This is a genomic window from Nitrobacter sp. TKz-YC02, from assembly GCF_049852135.1.
Lineage (GTDB): Bacteria > Pseudomonadota > Alphaproteobacteria > Rhizobiales > Xanthobacteraceae > Nitrobacter > Nitrobacter vulgaris.
The window spans coordinates 3,165,236-3,182,823 of the sequence record NZ_CP180728.1; the positions used below are offsets into that span (position 1 = coordinate 3,165,236).

General features: G+C 61.7%; 18 protein-coding genes. 4 read left to right on the forward strand and 14 right to left on the reverse strand.

All coding sequences use genetic code 11. The annotated features are described in order from the left end of the window. Positions 1–105 precede the first annotated feature (105 nt). Positions 106–1,302, forward strand: coding sequence for a hypothetical protein (locus tag ACM561_RS15240; RefSeq protein WP_425906105.1), 1,197 nt, complete (start codon positions 106–108; stop codon positions 1,300–1,302). Between the two features lie 160 nt (positions 1,303–1,462). On the opposite strand, the gene ACM561_RS15245 is transcribed toward ACM561_RS15240, so the two are convergent. The 5 genes from ACM561_RS15245 to ACM561_RS15265 all read right to left on the reverse strand — a co-directional run bounded on the left by ACM561_RS15245 (position 1,463) and on the right by ACM561_RS15265 (position 6,963). Further along, positions 1,463–1,870 carry an META domain-containing protein gene (locus tag ACM561_RS15245; protein ID WP_425906106.1) on the reverse strand — a complete coding sequence of 136 codons (408 nt, stop codon included), beginning with the start codon at positions 1,868–1,870 and terminating at the stop codon, positions 1,463–1,465. 411 nt (positions 1,871–2,281) lie between these two features. Beyond that, positions 2,282–2,716, reverse strand: coding sequence for a hypothetical protein (locus ACM561_RS15250; protein WP_425906108.1), 435 nt, complete (start codon positions 2,714–2,716; stop codon positions 2,282–2,284). Positions 2,717–2,739: 23 nt separating this feature from the next. After that, complete coding sequence (gene glcF / locus ACM561_RS15255) at positions 2,740–4,053, reverse strand: glycolate oxidase subunit GlcF (RefSeq protein WP_425906110.1); 1,314 nt, start codon at positions 4,051–4,053, stop codon at positions 2,740–2,742. After that, positions 4,053–5,291, reverse strand: a complete 1,239-nt coding sequence (locus ACM561_RS15260) for an FAD-binding protein (protein ID WP_425906112.1) — start codon at positions 5,289–5,291, stop codon at positions 4,053–4,055. The genes glcF and ACM561_RS15260 overlap by 1 nt, the downstream gene beginning before the upstream one ends. Before the next feature lie 178 nt (positions 5,292–5,469). After that, positions 5,470–6,963 carry an FAD-linked oxidase C-terminal domain-containing protein gene (locus ACM561_RS15265; protein WP_425906114.1) on the reverse strand — a complete coding sequence of 498 codons (1,494 nt, stop codon included), beginning with the start codon at positions 6,961–6,963 and terminating at the stop codon, positions 5,470–5,472. A gap of 337 nt (positions 6,964–7,300) precedes the next feature. Between ACM561_RS15265 and ACM561_RS15270 the strand changes: the two genes are divergently transcribed. Continuing rightward, positions 7,301–7,702, forward strand: coding sequence for a c-type cytochrome (locus ACM561_RS15270; protein ID WP_425906116.1), 402 nt, complete (start codon positions 7,301–7,303; stop codon positions 7,700–7,702). A gap of 15 nt (positions 7,703–7,717) precedes the next feature. Here the strand turns inward: ACM561_RS15270 and ACM561_RS15275 are convergent, their stop codons facing one another. Together ACM561_RS15275 and ACM561_RS15280 are read right to left on the reverse strand one after the other, a co-directional pair. Beyond that, positions 7,718–8,392 (reverse strand): TetR/AcrR family transcriptional regulator, encoded by a 675-nt coding sequence (locus ACM561_RS15275; RefSeq protein WP_425909771.1) that lies wholly within the window; start codon positions 8,390–8,392, stop codon positions 7,718–7,720. A gap of 366 nt (positions 8,393–8,758) precedes the next feature. Further along, positions 8,759–8,914 carry a DUF3096 domain-containing protein gene (locus ACM561_RS15280; RefSeq protein ID WP_079447701.1) on the reverse strand — a complete coding sequence of 52 codons (156 nt, stop codon included), beginning with the start codon at positions 8,912–8,914 and terminating at the stop codon, positions 8,759–8,761. A 231-nt stretch (positions 8,915–9,145) separates the two neighbouring features. On the opposite strand from ACM561_RS15280, the gene ACM561_RS15285 reads away from it, so the two are divergent. Then, positions 9,146–9,523 (forward strand): DUF1236 domain-containing protein, encoded by a 378-nt coding sequence (locus tag ACM561_RS15285; protein ID WP_425906118.1) that lies wholly within the window; start codon positions 9,146–9,148, stop codon positions 9,521–9,523. 84 nt (positions 9,524–9,607) lie between these two features. Here the strand turns inward: ACM561_RS15285 and glyS are convergent, their stop codons facing one another. The 6 genes from glyS to ACM561_RS15315 form a co-directional block, all read right to left on the reverse strand. Next, a complete protein-coding gene (glyS, locus tag ACM561_RS15290; protein ID WP_425906119.1) occupies positions 9,608–11,872 on the reverse strand; it encodes a glycine--tRNA ligase subunit beta in 2,265 nt (754 codons plus the stop codon). Between the two features lie 3 nt (positions 11,873–11,875). Continuing rightward, the gene (locus ACM561_RS15295; protein ID WP_425906120.1) at positions 11,876–12,820 is read right to left on the reverse strand and encodes a glycine--tRNA ligase subunit alpha; all 945 of its coding nucleotides are present in this window, start codon (positions 12,818–12,820) and stop codon (positions 11,876–11,878) included. Positions 12,821–12,975: 155 nt separating this feature from the next. Further along, positions 12,976–13,161: a hypothetical protein gene (locus ACM561_RS15300; RefSeq protein WP_425906122.1), complete on the reverse strand. Its 186-nt coding sequence runs from the start codon at positions 13,159–13,161 to the stop codon at positions 12,976–12,978. Between the two features lie 120 nt (positions 13,162–13,281). Further along, positions 13,282–14,160, reverse strand: coding sequence for a S49 family peptidase (locus ACM561_RS15305; protein WP_425906124.1), 879 nt, complete (start codon positions 14,158–14,160; stop codon positions 13,282–13,284). Positions 14,161–14,341: 181 nt separating this feature from the next. Beyond that, positions 14,342–15,112, reverse strand: coding sequence for a tRNA1(Val) (adenine(37)-N6)-methyltransferase (locus tag ACM561_RS15310; protein ID WP_425906126.1), 771 nt, complete (start codon positions 15,110–15,112; stop codon positions 14,342–14,344). Further along, complete coding sequence (locus ACM561_RS15315; RefSeq protein ID WP_425909773.1) at positions 15,093–15,332, reverse strand: DUF2007 domain-containing protein; 240 nt, start codon at positions 15,330–15,332, stop codon at positions 15,093–15,095. Before ACM561_RS15315 ends, ACM561_RS15310 begins: the two co-directional genes overlap by 20 nt. A 160-nt stretch (positions 15,333–15,492) precedes the next feature. Here ACM561_RS15315 and ACM561_RS15320 point away from each other — a divergent pair, with 160 nt between their 5' ends. Continuing rightward, a complete protein-coding gene (locus tag ACM561_RS15320; RefSeq protein WP_425906128.1) occupies positions 15,493–16,503 on the forward strand; it encodes a polyprenyl synthetase family protein in 1,011 nt (336 codons plus the stop codon). A 56-nt stretch (positions 16,504–16,559) separates the two neighbouring features. On the opposite strand, the gene ACM561_RS15325 is transcribed toward ACM561_RS15320, so the two are convergent. Further along, the gene (locus ACM561_RS15325) at positions 16,560–17,486 is read right to left on the reverse strand and encodes a 4-(cytidine 5'-diphospho)-2-C-methyl-D-erythritol kinase (protein WP_425909775.1); all 927 of its coding nucleotides are present in this window, start codon (positions 17,484–17,486) and stop codon (positions 16,560–16,562) included. Between the last annotated feature and the right edge of the window lie 102 nt (positions 17,487–17,588).

Here is a 17,588-nt window from a genome sequence, read left to right on the forward strand (position 1 = left end):
CTCCTTCAACGGCACGACTTCGTCAGAAGGCCGCCTCCGGGCGGCCTTCTTTTTTCGCGAAGTGGGTTTTAGGGTAAGGGCCGATTCGACAAGCGGGGATTCTCCATGCGCGCGCTGCGGCTGTGCCTGATCAGTCTAACGATGGCTTTACCGGGACCTCTGCGGGCGCAAGACCGGCCACTTCCCAAAGCCACGCCCGGCGCGGAGGTGAGATACTTCACCTCCATCGACGGACTGATGGAGGGCAATGCGGATGTCATCCTCAAGGAGACCCGCCAGGGCAAGACGGTCACGGGCGCCGTTCTCGATGTGTGTTACCCTGCGGAGAAAGGCTCGAGCCGCAAGGATCGCTTCGTCGCCAACCTCGCGGTGAACGGTTCGACCCTGACCGGCAGCACCCAAAGCATCGCCGACAAGCTGCCGGTCACGGTGAAGCTCACACGCAAGCCCACAGGCGATACCTTCGAGTTCGGAGGCAGGATCAGCGTCGGACAAAAAGTTACCGACGTGACCTCAACAGACAATTCCGACCTCAGCGAGGCTGAGTTCAACGATGCCCGGATGACCGATGACGGCATCAGCGCATCGCCGAAGGATTTCACCGAGGTATCTCCCGAAGCAATCGCCGTGAAAGTGAAGATCGACGTCGCGATCGACCTGCTCAAAAGTTTGAGAGAACAAAATGTCGAGGTGCTGCTGAACGGCCTCGCGGTGACTTGCGAGGCGCTGCGGGCGGGAGCGCAGGTCATCGACATCAACGTCGATCCTGAGCGCGCCCCCTCCCTTCTCGCTCGGTTGAAAGCAACGCCCGGCGTGGTCGCCGCGGGCTGGAGCGCCGGGATGTTCGACATGGAGCGCACCATCCGGTTTCCGGCCGCGGAATGGCGTGACAAGGGCAAGCTCAATCGCGACAAGCTCGCAACCGCTATCTCCGGTGTGCTGGAAAAAGCTTTGAATGCAAAGCCGGCGTCAACAAAATGGAGTGACAACACCGGTAAACTGACGTTGACCTTCAAACGCCCCAGCGTGCTGGTTCCGGCGCTCGGCTTGACCGACACCATCAAAGTGACAGCATTGCCAGGCCCTGACAGGCCCGATGAATCCGATCACATCATGCTCTGGGTCGGCGCTCCCTCGACTAGCACTGCGGACGAAACCGATGGGCCGAGGCTCGGTCTCACCGACGATCTGTCAGCGGACGACGGCGAGAGTAACGAGACCAATGACAGCGGCACGCTGGATGCGCTGGCGAAACAGTTCAAAGCCCAGCGCTGGGACGTCGACAAATCGGCCTGGAAATAGCGGGTATCCGGTCTTCGCGGCAAAGGAATAGCGATCCGTACACGCACGGCATAACCCACAATCTAGAGTCCTCCACCGCTTCACGGAAACGGTGCAAGGGACTCTACGTTTGTGACGCGTTTTCTTCACGCGAACCGGATCCACTTCGCTTAAAAACGCTCTAGTTTGTATTGAGATGAAAGCGCAGCGTGGTCGGTCCGACAAACGAGATCTCATCGTCCTGTCGCTCCCAGGTCACGGCAGCGGAAAGCGCCGCAGCCAGATCGTCATCGGCCTGAGCTTTCTCCGGCGGACAGGAGCGATCCTCCAGCGGACCGGCCGCGAAGATGACGGTGTTGCCGGCAACCGAAAACTGGCCTCTCCCGCCTTTGCACCACAATTCGAGCTTGACCCCGCCACTGTCGTCAATGTCCAGCGATGGCACCCGCTTTGAACCGGGCTGCGGCGATGCATCCAGCGTCATCTCGAAGCCGAACGGAAATCCATCCTGCGCCGACGCCGGCCACGCGCCGGCGGCTCCCAGCGCGACCAGGACCGCACCCAACACGAACCCAAACCTTGCAGCCATCTGCCCTCATTGAACGAGCTGAGGCTGATAGAACCAGTCGCCGTTCTCCAAGTCGAACGGACTGGAATCAGCCTCTCGTCATCTTTGGGATCGAGCGCGATCTTCTCGAAACCGATTTCCACTTTGCTCGGCTCTTCGGGTTGGGATCATGCTAAGAGCCTCTTAGACGCGTTTTCTTCACACAAACCGGCATCCACTTCGCTCGAAAACGCTATAGTGCGTTGAGGCTCGATCAACGTCATTGCGAGCCGGCCGATGGCGACGTGTGGCGCCGTCCCAACGCCAACGAAGCAACCCAGCTTTTTCTTCAACCTCTGGATTGTCTCGTTTCACGCGCAAACCGGCGCAAACCAATTAATCGGTCCCCGGCTCGCAATGACGAGGCGGTCGGTTCAACCAACCTCATCTGCTTTAAGTGCCGTCCTCTCCCGACCCGGGGGGTTGATCCGTATGACCATGGGACGGAGCCGCAGGCTCGGCCATCGCCCAACTCGTGTCCGGCACAGGGGTGGGCTTTGGCGCGGCGCGCTTGGCCACTGCCTTTTTCGTCGATGCCCTGCGCTTCGCCGCCGGTTTCCTTGCGGATTTACCGGTGGATCTCTTGGCTGACTTCTTGGCGGATTTTTTGGTGGATTTCCCTGGAGATTTTCTGGCGGATTTTTTCGCTGATTTCTTTGCCGACTTCTTCTTCACGGCCTTCTTTTTTGAAGCCGTCTTCGCCGCCTTCTTGCCAGACTTCTTTGCGGACTTCTTCGTGGATTTCTTGTTCGCCGCTACAGCCTTCTTCTTGCTCTTCTTGGCCTTAACGCCCTTCGCCTTGCTGGATTTCTTAGCTTTCTTAGCCATCGTGATCCTCCTGTTGCCGCCGATCAATTCAGTCCTGGCCGGGGGCCGCCCGTCGCCCAATCGAGAAGTTCAATCGTGTGAACAACAGGGACCGACGTTCCGCCGGCAATCTGAATCATGCACCCGATGTTTCCGGCGGCAATCATGTCCGGCTTGACGCTTGCGATGTTGGCGACCTTTCGGTCGCGCAGTCGGCCCGCAATGTCAGGCTGGAGAATGTTGTATGTCCCCGCCGAACCGCAACACAAATGACCCTCGGGTATATCTTTCACTACGAATCCATTCTTGAAAAGCAAATCTTTCGGAAGCTGCGTGATTTTCTGGCCATGCTGAAGCGAACAGGCGGAGTGATAGGCGATGACAAGCTCGCTGCGGCTCGGCGGCGGCGGCAGATCGAGGCTGGCGACATACTCTGTGATATCCTTGGCCAAGCCTGAGACCTTCGCGGCAGGCCCGGCGAAGTCGCGGTCCTCCCGCAGCAGGTAACCGTAATCCTTGATGACTGTGCCGCAGCCAGAGGTCGTGACCAGGATGGCATCGAGACCATCCCGTTCCGCTTCGCGGGTCCAGGCTCTGATGTTGGCCCGCGCACGCGCCAGGGCGTCCCGATCGTCGCCCATGTGATGTGTCAGCGCGCCACAACACTGCTCGTCCGCCACCAGCACCACCTCGACGCCGTGACGGGTTAACAGGCGGATCGCGGCCTCGTTGATGCGCGGCGCCAGCACCTGCTGGGCGCAGCCTTGCAGCAGAGCGACGCGGCCACGCCTCACACCCGTCGCTGGAAACACACTTCCCGCAGCCGCTCCGGGAGAGGGCAGCGACGCGGGCGCGAGCGCCAACATCGCCTTGATCCTGTGCAGCAACGTCGGCGTCACGCCCCCCTTCGAGCCCGGCAGCAGGGCTGCGAATGGCCGTCCGAAGCGCGCAAGGGTCATGCTGACCCGAAAGATTCTCGGCCGCGGCAGCACGAAAGCGAGAACGGCTCGAAGCAGCCGTTCGGAAACCGGGCGCGCATACTCCTTCTCGATTTTGACACGCGCCTGATCCACCAGATGCATGTAATTAACCCCGGAGGGGCAGGTCGTCATACAGGCAAGACACGATAGACAGCGATCGATGTGTTTGACGACCTCAGCCGTTGGTGGCTCGTTCTTTTCGAGCATCTGCTTGATCAGGTAAATCCGGCCGCGCGGGCTATCGAGTTCGTCGCCAAGCAACACATAAGTCGGGCACGTCGCCGTGCAGAATCCGCAATGGACGCACTTACGGAGGATCTTGTCCGCCTCGGCAATATCGGAATCGCTCAGTTGAGCGGGCGTGAATTCGGTTTTCATCAGATCGGCGTCCGCGTCAGCCTGCCGCGATTAAAAATGCTTTTGGGGTCGAAGCTCTGCCGCACACGCTCGGCCAACGCTGCGACGCCTTTTGCCTGCGGATGAAACACATCGACAGTTCGGCGCAATCCCTCGTCGGCGCGCAGCAGGGTCGCGTGACCGCCGAGCGGAGCGAGCCGGCGACGCAGCGATGCGGCATGTGCATCGACCGACGGCGGCAGTGCCGCCCAGAGCAATCCGCCAGCCCAGTCGTAGATCACCTCGCCGCCGGTCTCACGCGTCAGCGTCTGTCCGAAGACTCCTCCGGATGCCGGAGGACAGACGATCCTCCACACCGGCCAAGCGCCCAGTGGGCCATCAGCCGCGAAGGGCGCAACGTCCCGAATTTCGCGCCACAGCGCCGCCGATTCAGCGTTCTCAACAAATTCGGCCGCACCGAAAGACGCAAGGTCAGCTGCAAGCGCCGCTCCGCGATGAACGACGGAGGCGGCGATGCCCTCCAGCCGCAACAACGTCGCAGCCTGTCCCATGGATGCAAGACCGGCCAGCGCGCCGCGCGACGCCTTGAGAGCTGAGTGCGACGCGTGCGCCGCCCCCGAAACGTCGTAAGGAGAACCCAGCGCGGCCGTCATTGCTCGGTTGGCGGCGAGGTCATCAAGCCCGCGCAACACCAACGTGCGCTCGGCCTCCGCCTTCGGCATCACCTTGAGCGTCACCTCGGTCATGATCGCCAACGTGCCCCACGATCCGGCCAGCAACTTGCAGAGATCATAGCCGGTGACGTTCTTCACCACCCTGCCCCCGGCCTTGAAACTGTCGCCGAAGCCGGAAACCGCGTGAGCGCCGAGCAGATGGTCCCGCACGCCACCGGCCTTGATACGGCGCGGTCCGGCTAACCCAGCGCCAATCATGCCGCCGATGGTCCCTCGTCCAGACCGGGAGTCTAACAACACGGCAGGATTCATCGGCTCAAACGCAAACTCCTGATTCTTGGAATCGAGCAGCGACAGCACCTCATCCAACGGTGCGCCGGCCTGCACCGTGATGATGAGTTCGCTCGGCTCGTAGCAGGTCACCGCGTTCAGCGCCGACACATCGAGCACCGCGTTGGTCATCATCACATGGCCGATCGACCGCTTCGATCCGTGCCCGATAATCTCAAGCGGCTGTTCGCCCGCAATGGCGGTACGCACCACGGCCTCAACGTCTGCGGCGTCGCGTATCTTCAGGATGTTCACGGCTGCCTCAATGCGGCGAAGCCTTCATGGCCGGCATGCCCGGGCTCCTCCCAGCCATCCCCGTCTTGGTCCGCAGGAAAACGTGGATGCCCGGCACAATGGGCCTGTGCTCGGGCCGGCGAAGCCGGACCCGAGTGCCGGGCATGACGGAGCATGCGGATAGGACGTCGCCTTATCATCAAAATCTCGGCAGATCCGGAAACGCCAGCTGGCCGCCGTGCACATGAACGCGGCCGAGTTCGGCGCAGCGGTGCAGCGTCGGAAACACCTTGCCTGGATTGAGAAGACCCCGGGCGTCGAACGCGCATTTCAGCCGCTGCTGCTGGTTGAGATCGACTTCGCTGAACATGTGCGGCATCAGGTCTCGCTTCTCGATGCCGACGCCATGCTCGCCGGTCAGAACGCCGCCGAGTTCGACGCAGCAACGCAGAATGTCTGCGCCGAACGCCTCCGCTTTGTCCATCTCACCGGGCTTGTTGGCATCGTACAGGATGAGCGGATGAAGATTGCCGTCGCCGGCATGGAAGACGTTGGCGACGCCGAGGCCGTACTCCTCGCCGAGATCGCGAATGCGCGCCAGCGCCCGCGGCAGCGCGCCGCGCGGAATGGTGCCGTCCATGCAGAGATAGTCGGGCGAGATGCGGCCAACCGCCGGAAACGCCGCCTTGCGGCCGGCCCAGAACAGGTCGCGCTCCGCTTCCGAACCGGAAATCCGGCAGGTCGTCGATCCGCAACTCAGCGCGATAGCCTCGACCCGCTTGATGAGTTCGTCGACCTCGATTGAAGAACCGTCTAGCTCGATAATCAGCAGCGCCTCGACGTCGAGCGGATAGCCGGCATTGACGAAGGCTTCGGCGGCGTGGATCGCCGGCCTGTCCATCATCTCCATGCCGCCGGGAATGATGCCGGCGCCGATGATCCGCGCCACGCATTCACCCGCCGCTTCCACCTGCGAGAATCCGACCATCAGCGCCCGTGCGGTTTCCGGCTTCCGCAGAATGCGGACGGTGACCTCGGTGACGACGCCGAGCAAACCTTCGGACCCGGTGATGATGCCCATCAGGTCATAACCCGCCTGCTCGGGCGTCTTGCCGCCGATGCGCAGGACTTCGCCAGACATCAGCACAAGCTCGCAGCCGAGCACGTTGTTGGTCGTCATGCCGTATTTCAGGCAGTGAACACCGCCGGAATTCTCCGCGATATTGCCGCCGATCGAGCAGGCGATCTGCGACGAAGGATCCGGCGCGTAGTAGAACCCGGCATGGGCCACAGCTTGGCTGATCGCGAGGTTGGTGACGCCGGGCTCGGTGACGACAACGCGGTTGTCGAAATCGATCTCACGGATGCGCTTGAACTTGCTGAGGCCGAGGAGCACCGCGTCGGCCAACGGCAACGCTCCACCCGACAGCGAAGTGCCGGAGCCGCGCGGCACCACCTTGATGCCGTGATCGAAACAGTATTTCAGAACGCGCGACACCTGCTCGGTGGTTTCCGGCAATACCACCACCATCGGCGGCTGACGATAAGCGGTCAAAGCATCCGATTCATACGGCAACATTTCCGCCGCGCTGGAAATGACGCCCTCGCCCGGCACGATTTCGCGAAAATCCCGGACAATGGCTTCGCGGCGATCGAGGACCATCTGATCCGGGGCGGGCATCATGATGGTCATCGGCAGGCGCTCCGCTATCGCGACCAGACTGCGCCGATCGCCACAAGACCTTCTAAATCAACCATATTTTGTCCGTGTTGTGTAGGCCAACCCGGACCCGCACCCGAAGCAGATGGTACCATCGTATTTTAGGGCTGTGGCACTCGAAGCACGTTTGGAACCAAATCATACTCGAATCGTTCTAAGATCGGTGTTATCGTTCGATTCTGCGGCTCGCAATCATAGGTTTGATGATCTACGAAGCCACAGAGCCACAAGCACCCCTTCCCTTTCGGGGAGGCGGCCAATCCCCATCAGCTTCAGCCTGAAGCCCCCCACAAGGACTCAAGAGGTCTCCATGAAAACCTTCGCCATCTCCGCACTGACTGTTCTCGGCATGACGCTTGCAAGCGTGGGCACCTCGTCCGCGGGGGACGCAGAGGCCGGAAAGGCCACCTTCAACAAGTGCATGGCATGTCATGCCGTTGGCGAAGGCGCAAAGAACAAGGCTGGACCGGAACTCAATGGCCTGGACGGACGCAAGGCCGGCACCTTGGAAGGCTATGCCTATTCGGACGCCATGAAGGCTTCCGGCATTACCTGGAACCAGGCGGAGTTCGAAGAATACATCAAGAACCCCAAGGCCAAGGTACCGGGCGTCAAAATGGTGTTTGCCGGCATCACCAAGCAGAGCGAACTCGACAACCTCTGGGCCTACGTCTCGCAGTTCGACAAGGACGGCAAGGTCAAGGCGAAGTAACCTAGGCAGTCCGCCTTACTCCCCTGCCGGCATGCTTGCCGGCAGGGCCGCCTGCACCACAAGACCGCGCGCGCGCGCATCCGTCACGCCAACCGCACGCAACGCCAGCAAGGTTGCGGTCTGCACCACATCACGCAGCGTCGCCTGATCATCGAAGTTATCCGGCGCGAGCGGACCCACCAGGGCTTCATGCAGCGCGCCAAGCAGCGCGGTCGCGGCGAGCGACGTATCCTGCTGCGGCAGATGTCCGGCACTCACCGCAGCTATGATGCGCGCTTCAATCTCGCCAGCGATTTCGCGGCGGCTTGCCAACTGGGTCGCGGATACATCTACATCGACCGGTTCAGCCAGAATGCCCCAGGCGAGCTTCCTGTGGGAGACCATATGCACGGCGACGGTGGCGATGGCGGCCGCAAGCGCCGAGGATGGCCCCGGCGCGGCATCAGCGGCACCGCGTATTGCCGTCAGTTCATCCTGCGCTATCTCCGCGATCAGTTCGGAAATCAGATCGGCCTTCGACGGGAAGTAACGATAGACCGTACCGGCGGCGACATCGGCACGCAGCGCGACCGGCGCGATCTGCACCGCCGCCATGCCCCCAGTGCTGGCTATATCCCGCGCGGCCGTCAGAATAGCGCGGCGGCGCGCCGCGAGACGCTTCATGACCTGCTGAGTCCGCCGATACACCATGCGGGTTCCAGTCCCTCGCCCCGCGATCAAGAGCGGCGCGAGACAGATCAGCATCTTCAAACCGCTACGAAGTCCGCGAACATGCTCGCTGAAAAACTGAACACCCATTCAGAAGGCAAGGCAAGCGGCTTTGCACGGTAAGCCCTTCCTTGGGTTTTTTCGGCAGCACCGCGATCGCTTTGGGTTCTGTTCGGCGATAACGAGAGCACGCAGTCTCTGCGGCGCGCCGCATCGATCGGCATCCGTACAGCCTCCCCTCAAAGCCTTTCACCTTCGCAGCCGGCAGACCTCAACGTCGCTGACGTGGTGACGATTGCGCGCGCTAACCGCAGCGAAGGCCATCGATCGAGTGGTTATTCGAAGAAGTTAGAAATGCAGCATCTTGAACACGCCAAGGCCAGAAAGGCCGACGAAGATGAGATAGATGGCAACGAGCAAATTGAGAAAACGCGGCATCAGCAGGATCAAGACGCCCGCGACCAACGCCACGATAGGCTGGATATGCGCTGCCGTGATGACCATTAAGAAACCTCCACCGATGCTGTTTGCGAATCGCAGAAACTCTATCCGCCGCTGGCGCTTCTTGACAGCATGGTCTGAGATTCCGGCGAGTTTCACCTCACTTTCGTCTTTTGCCGCGCCACAAACCCGCCCCCGAAATGCCAAACTTGCGCGCGGAACGATCGCTGGCGAACTGAATTGGCATGACGTCAAACGGACGGCGTAAAGCGTCCTACCTCAATGGAGGCTACCATGCGGAATACCGCTCTGGCTTTTGCCACGCTGATAACTGCGCTCGGCGCAGGATACAGCGCTCATGCGCAAGGCACCACGATCGGCGCTGCACCCTCGACCGATGTGGTCGTCACCCAGCCGGTCGAAGTGAGCGCCGACGGGGGAATTACAATCGAGCAACGCCCCGCGTTTCGCGAATACGTCGTGACCGAGCGCGTGCCCTCTTACACGGTTTCGCAACACATCGGCGTCGGCACCGTCCTGGCCGAAGAAGGTGTAACTCTTTACGACGTACCGCAGCGTTTCGGCGCGACGCCTTATCGCTACACTGTGGTGAACGGCGAAACCGTGCTGATCGAGCCGCGCACGCGGCGCATCATGCAGGTGATCGACTGATCCGCTAAAGCGGATGACGAAAAGTGCGTCGCGCGGGTACCGATCCGCGCGACAACGTTTTTCGGGACACGCAGATGCCGCGCGTCAATCCTGTATCTTCGAGAAATCAGCGACCGTGCGGGTGGCCGCGCGAATCTCATTGAGCAGCTTGAGGCGGTTCTCACGGATCTTCGCGTCGTTGTCGTTGACCTTCACCTTCTCGAAGAAGGCATCGACGGCGGGACGCAGTTTCGCCATCGCGGACATCGCGGCGGCGAAGTCTTCGTTCGCAACAGCGGCGCTCGCCTCACGTTTCACATCGTTGATGGCCGCGGCGAGCGCCTTCTCTTCGTCCAACTTGTAGAGCGAGGCATCCGGCGCACCGTCGAAACTGCGTTTGTCCTTCTTCTCCTCGATGGCCAGAATATTGGACGCACGTTTGGTGCCGGCGAGCAGGTTCTTGCCGTCGTCGGTGTCGAGGAATTTTCCGAGCGCCTCGACTCGGCGGACGACCATCAGAAGATCGTCCTGAGCACTTTCCAAGACGGGATTACCCTCGGTGTCCCTATTGCCAAGTGCGAACACCGCGTCAACGAGGTCGTGCCGCGCACCCTGCTCGCGCAGTTGCACTTTCAGGCGGTCGGCGAAGAAGGAGAGGAGGTTTGGAATATCAGCTGCTGCTTTTGCTCGCAGACGCTCTTTCGCTCCTTCTTCATAGCCAGCCTCGTATGCCTCAGCAATCGGCTTTACGATGGAAATACGCTTCCCGGCCTCTTCTAACGCGGTAGCAAAATTCTGACGCTCCCTTAAAATTAGTCCATAAGACAGAAAGCCATGGGTGCCGACAAATATCAGTTCGAGACCTAGCCGCAGATTGTTTTCCAACACTAATCTGATCACCCCCAGCGCCGCACGTCGTAACGCATAGGGGTCCTTGCTTCCCGTTGGCTTCTCATCAATCGCCCAGAAACCGACCAGCGTGTCGATCTTGTCGGCCAGCGCCACAGCGATACTCACGGGATCGCTCGGCACGCGATCGTTCGGACCCTGCGGCTTGTAGTGCTCCTCACACGCGGCGGCGACCGAAGCATCCTCACCAGCGGCATGCGCGTAGTATTTCCCCATCAGCCCCTGCAGCTCGGGAAATTCGCCGACGACCTCGGTCAGCAAATCGGCCTTGCACAATCGCGCGGCGCGCTTCGCCTTCGCAACATCCGCACCGACCAATGGCGCGATTTTAGAGGCAAGCCACTCGATGCGGGCGATGCGCACGGCCTGCGTGCCGAGCTTTTCGTGAAACACAATCTGATCGAACTTCGGCAGCCGGTCTTCGAGTTTGGTTTTCAGATCGGTCTCGTAGAAGAACTTCGCATCCGCCAGCCGCGCACGGATCACGCGCTCGTTGCCGGCGACGATGGCCTTGCCGCCGTCCGATGCCTCGATGTTGGCGACGAGAATGAACTTGTTGGCAAGCTTTCCTGTTTTGGGATCGTTAACGACAAAGCACTTCTGGTTGTTGCGGATGGTGGCGCGGATCACTTCGCCCGGTATCGACAAGAATTCCTTATCGAACGAGCCCATCAACACCACAGGCCATTCGACAAGGCCGGACACCTCATCAAGCAGCACCTGATCCTCAACCAGTTCATAGCCTTGCGCGAACGCCAGTTCTTTCGCGTCGGCCAGAATGATGTCCTTGCGGCGCTGCGGATCGAGCACGACCTTCGCATCATGCAGCTTCGCTTCGTAGTCCTCGAAGCGACGCACGCTGAATTCGCCCGGCGCCATAAATCTGTGACCGCGCGTGGTCTGTCCAGCTTCGATGCCGGCAACGTCGAACCGCACGATGTCGGGCTCCTCGGTCTCCATGCCGAAGGTCGCGATGATGGAATGCAGTGGCCGCACCCAGGTCAGCGCGCCGGGCTTCGCCGAGCGCTCGCCCCAGCGCATCTGCTTCGGCCACGGGAAGGTGCGCACGATCACGGGCAGGAATTCCGCCAGCACGTCGATCGCAGGCCGTCCCGGCTTTTCTATCAGCGCGACGTAGAAATCGCCCTTCTTCGGATCGCGCTGGATTTTGGCTTCCTCCAGCGATTTCAGCCCGGCTGCTTTCAGAAATCCCTGAACCGCGGCGTCGGGCGCGCCGACCTTCGGCCCTTTGCGCTCGTCCTTGAGATCGGGCTGGCGCGCGGGAACACCATGCACGGTGAGCGCGAGGCGGCGCGGCGTGACGAAGGCTTTCGCACCCTCATAGACGAGGCCCTCGGCGACGAGCTTGTCGGTGACCATCCTGCGCAGATCGTCCGCCGCCTTCGCCTGCATGCGCGCGGGGATTTCCTCGGAGAAAATTTCGAGCAGAAGATCGGGCATCGCTCAGACGCCGCCCGCGTCAGTATGCAGCCACGCTTCGCCGCAGGCTTTCGCCAGTTCGCGTACGCGCAGGATATAGCTTTGCCGCTCGGTCACCGAGATCACGCCGCGCGCGTCGAGCAGATTGAAGACATGGCTTGCCTTGATGCACTGGTCATAGGCGGGCAGCGCCATCAGATGCGCCTCACGCTTGCCGGGCTGCTTTGGATTATCCTGCCAGCCCGCGTCGAGATATGTCTTGCAAGCCTCTTCCGCCATCGAGAATTGCTTGAACAACATCTCGGCATCGGAATGCTCGAAATTGTGCCGCGAATATTCCTGCTCGGCCTGAAGGAATACGTCGCCGTAAGTGACTTTCTCCGCGCCCTCGCGGCCATTGAAATTGAGATCGTAGACCCGGTCGACGCCCTGCACGTACATCGCCAGACGCTCCAGCCCGTAGGTGAGTTCGCCCGCTACCGGCGCGCATTCGACGCCGGCCACCTGCTGGAAATAGGTGAACTGACTGACTTCCATGCCGTCGCACCAGCACTCCCAACCGAGCCCCCACGCCCCCAGCGTCGGGCTTTCCCAGTCGTCCTCGACAAAGCGAATGTCGTGCAGCGCGCTGTCGACGCCGATCGCGGCCAGCGATTTCAGATAGAGATCTTGGATGTCAGACGGCGACGGTTTTAGGATGACCTGGAACTGGTAATAGTGCTGCAGGCGGTTGGGATTCTCGCCGTAGCGGCCGTCCTTGGGGCGGCGCGACGGCTGCACATAGGCCGCGTTCCAGCTTTTCGGACCCAAGGCGCGAAGCGTGGTCGCCGGATGAAAGGTGCCCGCCCCAACTTCCATGTCGTAGGGCTGCAGGATGACGCAACCGTGGTCCGCCCAATAGCGTTGCAAGGTCAGGATCAGGCCCTGGAACGAGCGTTCCGGGCGCATATGCGGGGGCAAGGAGTCCATCGTCTTTTGGGAATTCGCGAAATGGGTCGACGCGACGCGACCGTATCGGCGCGCGTTCCTCAAATCAAGGCGACGGCGAGCGCTTACCGCTGAGGGTTAACGGGATCTGCCCGCGGTCGGCACGAGTCCGGCGACCTCAGGCGGGTCGCACAATCCTAGTCAGGCCGATAGGCGCCAGTGTGATCGCGCCGCAGCGTCGGGATATCGCGGCGCACGGGCTCGGCCACGCGAGCCATCCGTGCTTCCTCGAGCTCCTGATTGACCCGCTTGGCGGTGTTGTAGAACCAGCGGACCACGACTAGTCCACCCAGAGTAGCTGCAAGTGCAATCAGCGGCGGCATCGGTCGATCCTCTTCCTTCGTTGTCGGCCCCCAATTGCCCATATTCTTGCGCAACCTGATCGTTCCCGCAATCGATGTTTTCAAATTGATGACACCGGAGCTCGGCAGCCCTCCGGCGGCCTAAAATCCGAACCTGGCCCAGATTGCCCGGGTCTCGAGGGCGGAAATCAACCCGTCCGGCAGCCCCGCGATGCCATCAAACGAGGTCGTCGTTCCAGCTCCCGCTTTGCGGCCAAACAGCCCCGATAGCAAACCCGTCGAAGGCGCTATCAGCGGCGTGCTGACCTTATCGCCGAACCGATCCCGCAGCGTCGAGCGGAGATCGCCGACCGCGTCCGCAAGGCCGAGCGCGACCGATCGCTCGCCGGCCCAGTATTCTCCGGTGAACAAAAGGTCGTCCGTTCCCTTCAGCCGCTCCCCGCGGCTTGCCTTCACCAGTTCGATGAAGGTCGCGTGGATCTCGCGCTGGATCTCCTTCAGCCGCCCCACGTCGTCGGGGTTTTCCGGAAGAAAGGGATCGAGCGTCGCCTTGTGTTCGCCTGCCGTATACAGCCTTCGCTCGACCCCGATTTTCCTGATCAGTTCGGTAAAGCCGAAGCTGCTGCCGACCACGCCGATCGAGCCCAGGATCGAAGAGGGATCGCAAAAAATCTCGTCCCCCGCACAGGCGATCATGTAACCGCCCGAGGCGGCGACGTCCTCGACGAAGACCAGCACCGGAAGCTCTTTCTCCTGCGCGAGCTGCCGGATACGCAGGTAAATCTGGCGCGACTGAACCGGCGAACCGCCCGGCGAATTGACCACCAGCGCCACCGCTTTGGCGTTGTCCACCGCAAACGCCCGCTCCAGCGTTTTGGCGACGCCGGCGAGCGTCATGCCGGGCTTGAGCGGCGTGACCGCGCCGATCACGCCGGACAACCGCACCACCGGCACCACCGCCCCGCGCTGCCATCGCTTGGGAACCAGTTTCATCAGCGCTGCTTTTATCCGTCCGCTCATCGCGTTTCCCTCGGCAATTCGTCATCATCCAATCGCCTGATTAAGATGAAGATAGCATCTATCTACCGCAGGCACTCCCCGGTAGCCTTCTTGCGACAGTTCGCGTCAGGTCCGTGCGAGGCAGCCAACGCTCCTCTGCGATGAACGGGTGGAGGGACACCGCGCCTTCAGCACCGCCGTTTCACCGGAGCCCCGAGGGAACAAGAGCCTGACCGCCCACGAGAGCATCTTGAACCTCTTTGGTAGGACGGCCCATCTCATCGCTGAGCATCAAATCCGGGCAAAGTCTGAGCGGCGCCCGGCTCCCCTTGACTGCGCGAACCAGAACCCGGATCGCCATCTTGTGGGGGTCCGGATGCACGGGCCGGATCGTAATATCCCCGAAGCCACGATCGAGCGCGCTAAGCACCTCGGCCAGACCGTCGCTACGCCAGATCAGGCTGAGCACGCCTCCGGATTTCAGCATACGCCGCGCGGCGTGAGTCCAGATGTCCAGACCCGACGGTTCCGCGACATGCGCCGCGCGACGACCCTGGTCCGGCGACGGCCGGTGCCGTACGGCATCGTTGAAGGGAGGATTCATCAATACCACATCGGCGGTGTCGGGACCAAGACCGACACGTGCGAACGTCTCCGCCTCCGCTGTGATATCGAGGATGCAGACCCGCGCCGCGAGGCTGTTGAGAACCGCGTTTCGGCGCGCCAGAACGGCAAGGGTTTCGTCGCGCTCAATCAGCACCAGATCGACGTTGTCGATCCGCGTCGCCACCGCGAGCCCGGCAGCGCCCACGCCCGCTCCGAAATCGACGATACGATCGCCGGGCCTGCCCGGCGTGGCGGCGGCGAGCAGCATGGCGTCGTGGCCGGCGCGATGGCCGGACGAAGGCTGATACAACCGCAGCCGTCCGCCGAGAAACGCATCCTCTCCGACTTCAGATCGACTGTCGGTCATCGGGGCGTAACTCGTGAGCAAGCCCGGCCTCGGTGAGAAGCTGTCGCGCCGCGCGATTGTCATCCTCATTCACCAGAATGCGGCGGGGCAGCACCCCGAGCGACCCCTCGATCACGCTCATGTTCTGATCCAGCACCAGGTGAAAAATCCCGGCACCGTCCAGCAACGCGCCGATCGCCGACACCAACACCAGATCGTTGGTTCGAACCAATTCCCGCAACGTCACGTTCTCCGGCGTAACCAGCTTCACTCCCCTGTGGCCCATGTCAACACCTCCATGTCAACCACTACCTGCGCTTGCCGGGTCGACCGGCACTTTCTATGGTGCAGCGATAGAAGCGATAGAAATGAGACGAATTTCGCAAACCGGAGATCCATGCTTGGCGGTCATCGTCCCCTTCGAAAATCACTCGACAGGCTCCATTGACCAACTCGTCGAGCTCGTCGCCGCCGACATGGAGCGCGTCAACGCCACCATCCTGTCGCAGACCGGGTCCGAAGTCACGATGATCCCCGATGTCGCCACCCACCTGATCTCGTCCGGCGGCAAGCGGCTGCGCCCGATGCTGACGCTGGCGATGGCCAATCTCGCCGGTTATTCCGGTGAAGGTCACATCAAGCTCGCGGCTTCGGTGGAATTCATGCACACCGCGACACTGCTGCACGACGACGTGGTCGACGAAAGCGAGCTGCGCCGCGGCAAGCTGTCGGCCCGCATGGTGTGGGGCAACGAGGCCAGCGTTCTCGTCGGCGACTTTCTGCTTGGGCAGGCGTTCCGAATGATGGTCGAGGTCGGCTCGCTACGCGCACTCGACATCCTGTCTTCGGCGGCGGCCACCATCGCCGAGGGCGAAGTCATGCAGCTTGCGGCGGCGAAGAACACCGCCACAACGGAGGACGAATACCTCGCGGTCATCCGCGGCAAGACAGCCGAACTATTCGCCGCCGCCTGTGAGGTCGGTCCGGTGCTCGGCGGCCGTCCAAAGGCCGAGGAAACGGCCGCCGCCAGTTTCGGCATGAACCTCGGGATCGCCTTCCAGCTTGTCGATGACGTGCTTGATTACGGAGGGAAGTCAGCGAAGCTCGGCAAGAATGTCGGCGACGATTTCCGCGAAGGCAAGATCACCTTGCCGGTCGTGCTGGCGTTCCGACGCGGCAACGATGTCGAGCGCGAATTCTGGGTGCGGGCGCTCGAGGAAGGCAAGATCGGCGACAACGACCTCAATTACGCCATCGGGTTGATGACCAAGCATCGCGCGCTGGAGGATACCCTCAACCGTGCTCAGCACTACGGCGCGATGGCGGTCGATGCGCTAGCGCTGTTTCCGCCATCGCCGATGAAGAGCGCGCTGGAACAAGTCGTCGCGTTCTGCTTGGCACGGTCGCACTGACGATCCGGAGCGATGATGTCCCGCCCGTGCCGCGGAATGAGAACCGTCAAGCTCCGTCACGAGCCTCCGCCCAGCATCCCCACATGAACCCACCATTGCGGGCGATCGAGCCGGATCGTCTGCGCGGCGTGATGCGCATCCGCCTCGTCGCTGAAGATCGCAAAGCACGTCGCGCCCGAGCCCGACATCCGTGACAGCCGCGCGCCGGTTGCCCGCAACCTCGCCAGCACCTCACCGATCACCGGCTGAATGCGGATCGCCGGTGCTTCGAGATCATTGGTGCCGTCCGACAGCATGGTGAGCCAATCGTCCATCGGAGCACCGGCCTTTGGCCACACGATAGCCTCGATCACATCGTTGACGCCGACATTCAGTTCACCTTTGCGAAGGCCGAGTGCAGCGAAGACCTCCTTTGTGGCGACGGGAACGCGGGGGTTGACCAGGACAGCGGGCATCGCCGGCAGATCGAGCGGCAGCAACGATTCGCCGACGCCCGTCATGACGCAGCTTGCCGAGCGGACACAAACCGGCACGTCGGCGCCGGTCAGTCGCGCCGTCTCCATCAATCGCGGATCGCCCATCGCAATGCCGTTGACCCTCGCCAGGAGCCGCAACGCCGCAGCCGCATCAGCTGATCCGCCGCCAATGCCGGCTGCGACTGGCAAATGCTTGTCCAGCGCGAAGGCGCCTGCCTTCAGATTCGCGACCCGTTCGCTGAATAGCCGCGCCGCCTTGAGAATGAGATTATCGGCTGTCTGGCCGCATTCCTGCGCCCGTGGGCCGCCGGCAACCAGCGACAGATCCACGCCCTCTGTCAGCGTGAGACGATCGACGCAGTCGGCAAATGCCACCACGCTTTCGAGATCGTGAAAACCATCAGCGCGCCGGCCCACGACCCGCAGCGTCAGATTAACCTTGGCGCGCGCCGTCTCGCTCAGCGCCGGTGTGGCCGTTTCCAGATCCGTAGCGCCGGTGACGATCATAGCGGATGTCAAATCCAAAAACGGCGCATGAATCAAATGATTTTTGCGATTGCGTTAGGCGGACGTGGTTCGCGACGGAGGTGTCAATTTAGCAAGCGACGC

Excerpts from the sequence above, each read along its gene's own strand:
- ACM561_RS15240 (WP_425906105.1), top strand. The coding sequence starts at position 106 with ATGCGCGCGCTGCGGCTGTGCCTGATCAGTCTAACGATGGCTTTACCG.
- ACM561_RS15245 (WP_425906106.1), bottom strand. The coding sequence starts at position 1,870 with ATGGCTGCAAGGTTTGGGTTCGTGTTGGGTGCGGTCCTGGTCGCGCTG.
- ACM561_RS15250 (WP_425906108.1), bottom strand. The coding sequence starts at position 2,716 with ATGGCTAAGAAAGCTAAGAAATCCAGCAAGGCGAAGGGCGTTAAGGCC.
- glcF (WP_425906110.1), bottom strand. The coding sequence starts at position 4,053 with ATGAAAACCGAATTCACGCCCGCTCAACTGAGCGATTCCGATATTGCC.
- ACM561_RS15265 (WP_425906114.1), bottom strand. The coding sequence starts at position 6,963 with ATGACCATCATGATGCCCGCCCCGGATCAGATGGTCCTCGATCGCCGC.
- ACM561_RS15270 (WP_425906116.1), top strand. The coding sequence starts at position 7,301 with ATGAAAACCTTCGCCATCTCCGCACTGACTGTTCTCGGCATGACGCTT.
- ACM561_RS15275 (WP_425909771.1), bottom strand. The coding sequence starts at position 8,392 with ATGGTGTATCGGCGGACTCAGCAGGTCATGAAGCGTCTCGCGGCGCGC.
- ACM561_RS15280 (WP_079447701.1), bottom strand. The coding sequence starts at position 8,914 with ATGGTCATCACGGCAGCGCATATCCAGCCTATCGTGGCGTTGGTCGCG.
- ACM561_RS15285 (WP_425906118.1), top strand. The coding sequence starts at position 9,146 with ATGCGGAATACCGCTCTGGCTTTTGCCACGCTGATAACTGCGCTCGGC.
- glyS (WP_425906119.1), bottom strand. The coding sequence starts at position 11,872 with ATGCCCGATCTTCTGCTCGAAATTTTCTCCGAGGAAATCCCCGCGCGC.
- ACM561_RS15295 (WP_425906120.1), bottom strand. The coding sequence starts at position 12,820 with ATGGACTCCTTGCCCCCGCATATGCGCCCGGAACGCTCGTTCCAGGGC.
- ACM561_RS15300 (WP_425906122.1), bottom strand. The coding sequence starts at position 13,161 with ATGCCGCCGCTGATTGCACTTGCAGCTACTCTGGGTGGACTAGTCGTG.
- ACM561_RS15305 (WP_425906124.1), bottom strand. The coding sequence starts at position 14,160 with ATGAGCGGACGGATAAAAGCAGCGCTGATGAAACTGGTTCCCAAGCGA.
- ACM561_RS15310 (WP_425906126.1), bottom strand. The coding sequence starts at position 15,112 with ATGACCGACAGTCGATCTGAAGTCGGAGAGGATGCGTTTCTCGGCGGA.
- ACM561_RS15325 (WP_425909775.1), bottom strand. The coding sequence starts at position 17,486 with ATGATCGTCACCGGCGCTACGGATCTGGAAACGGCCACACCGGCGCTG.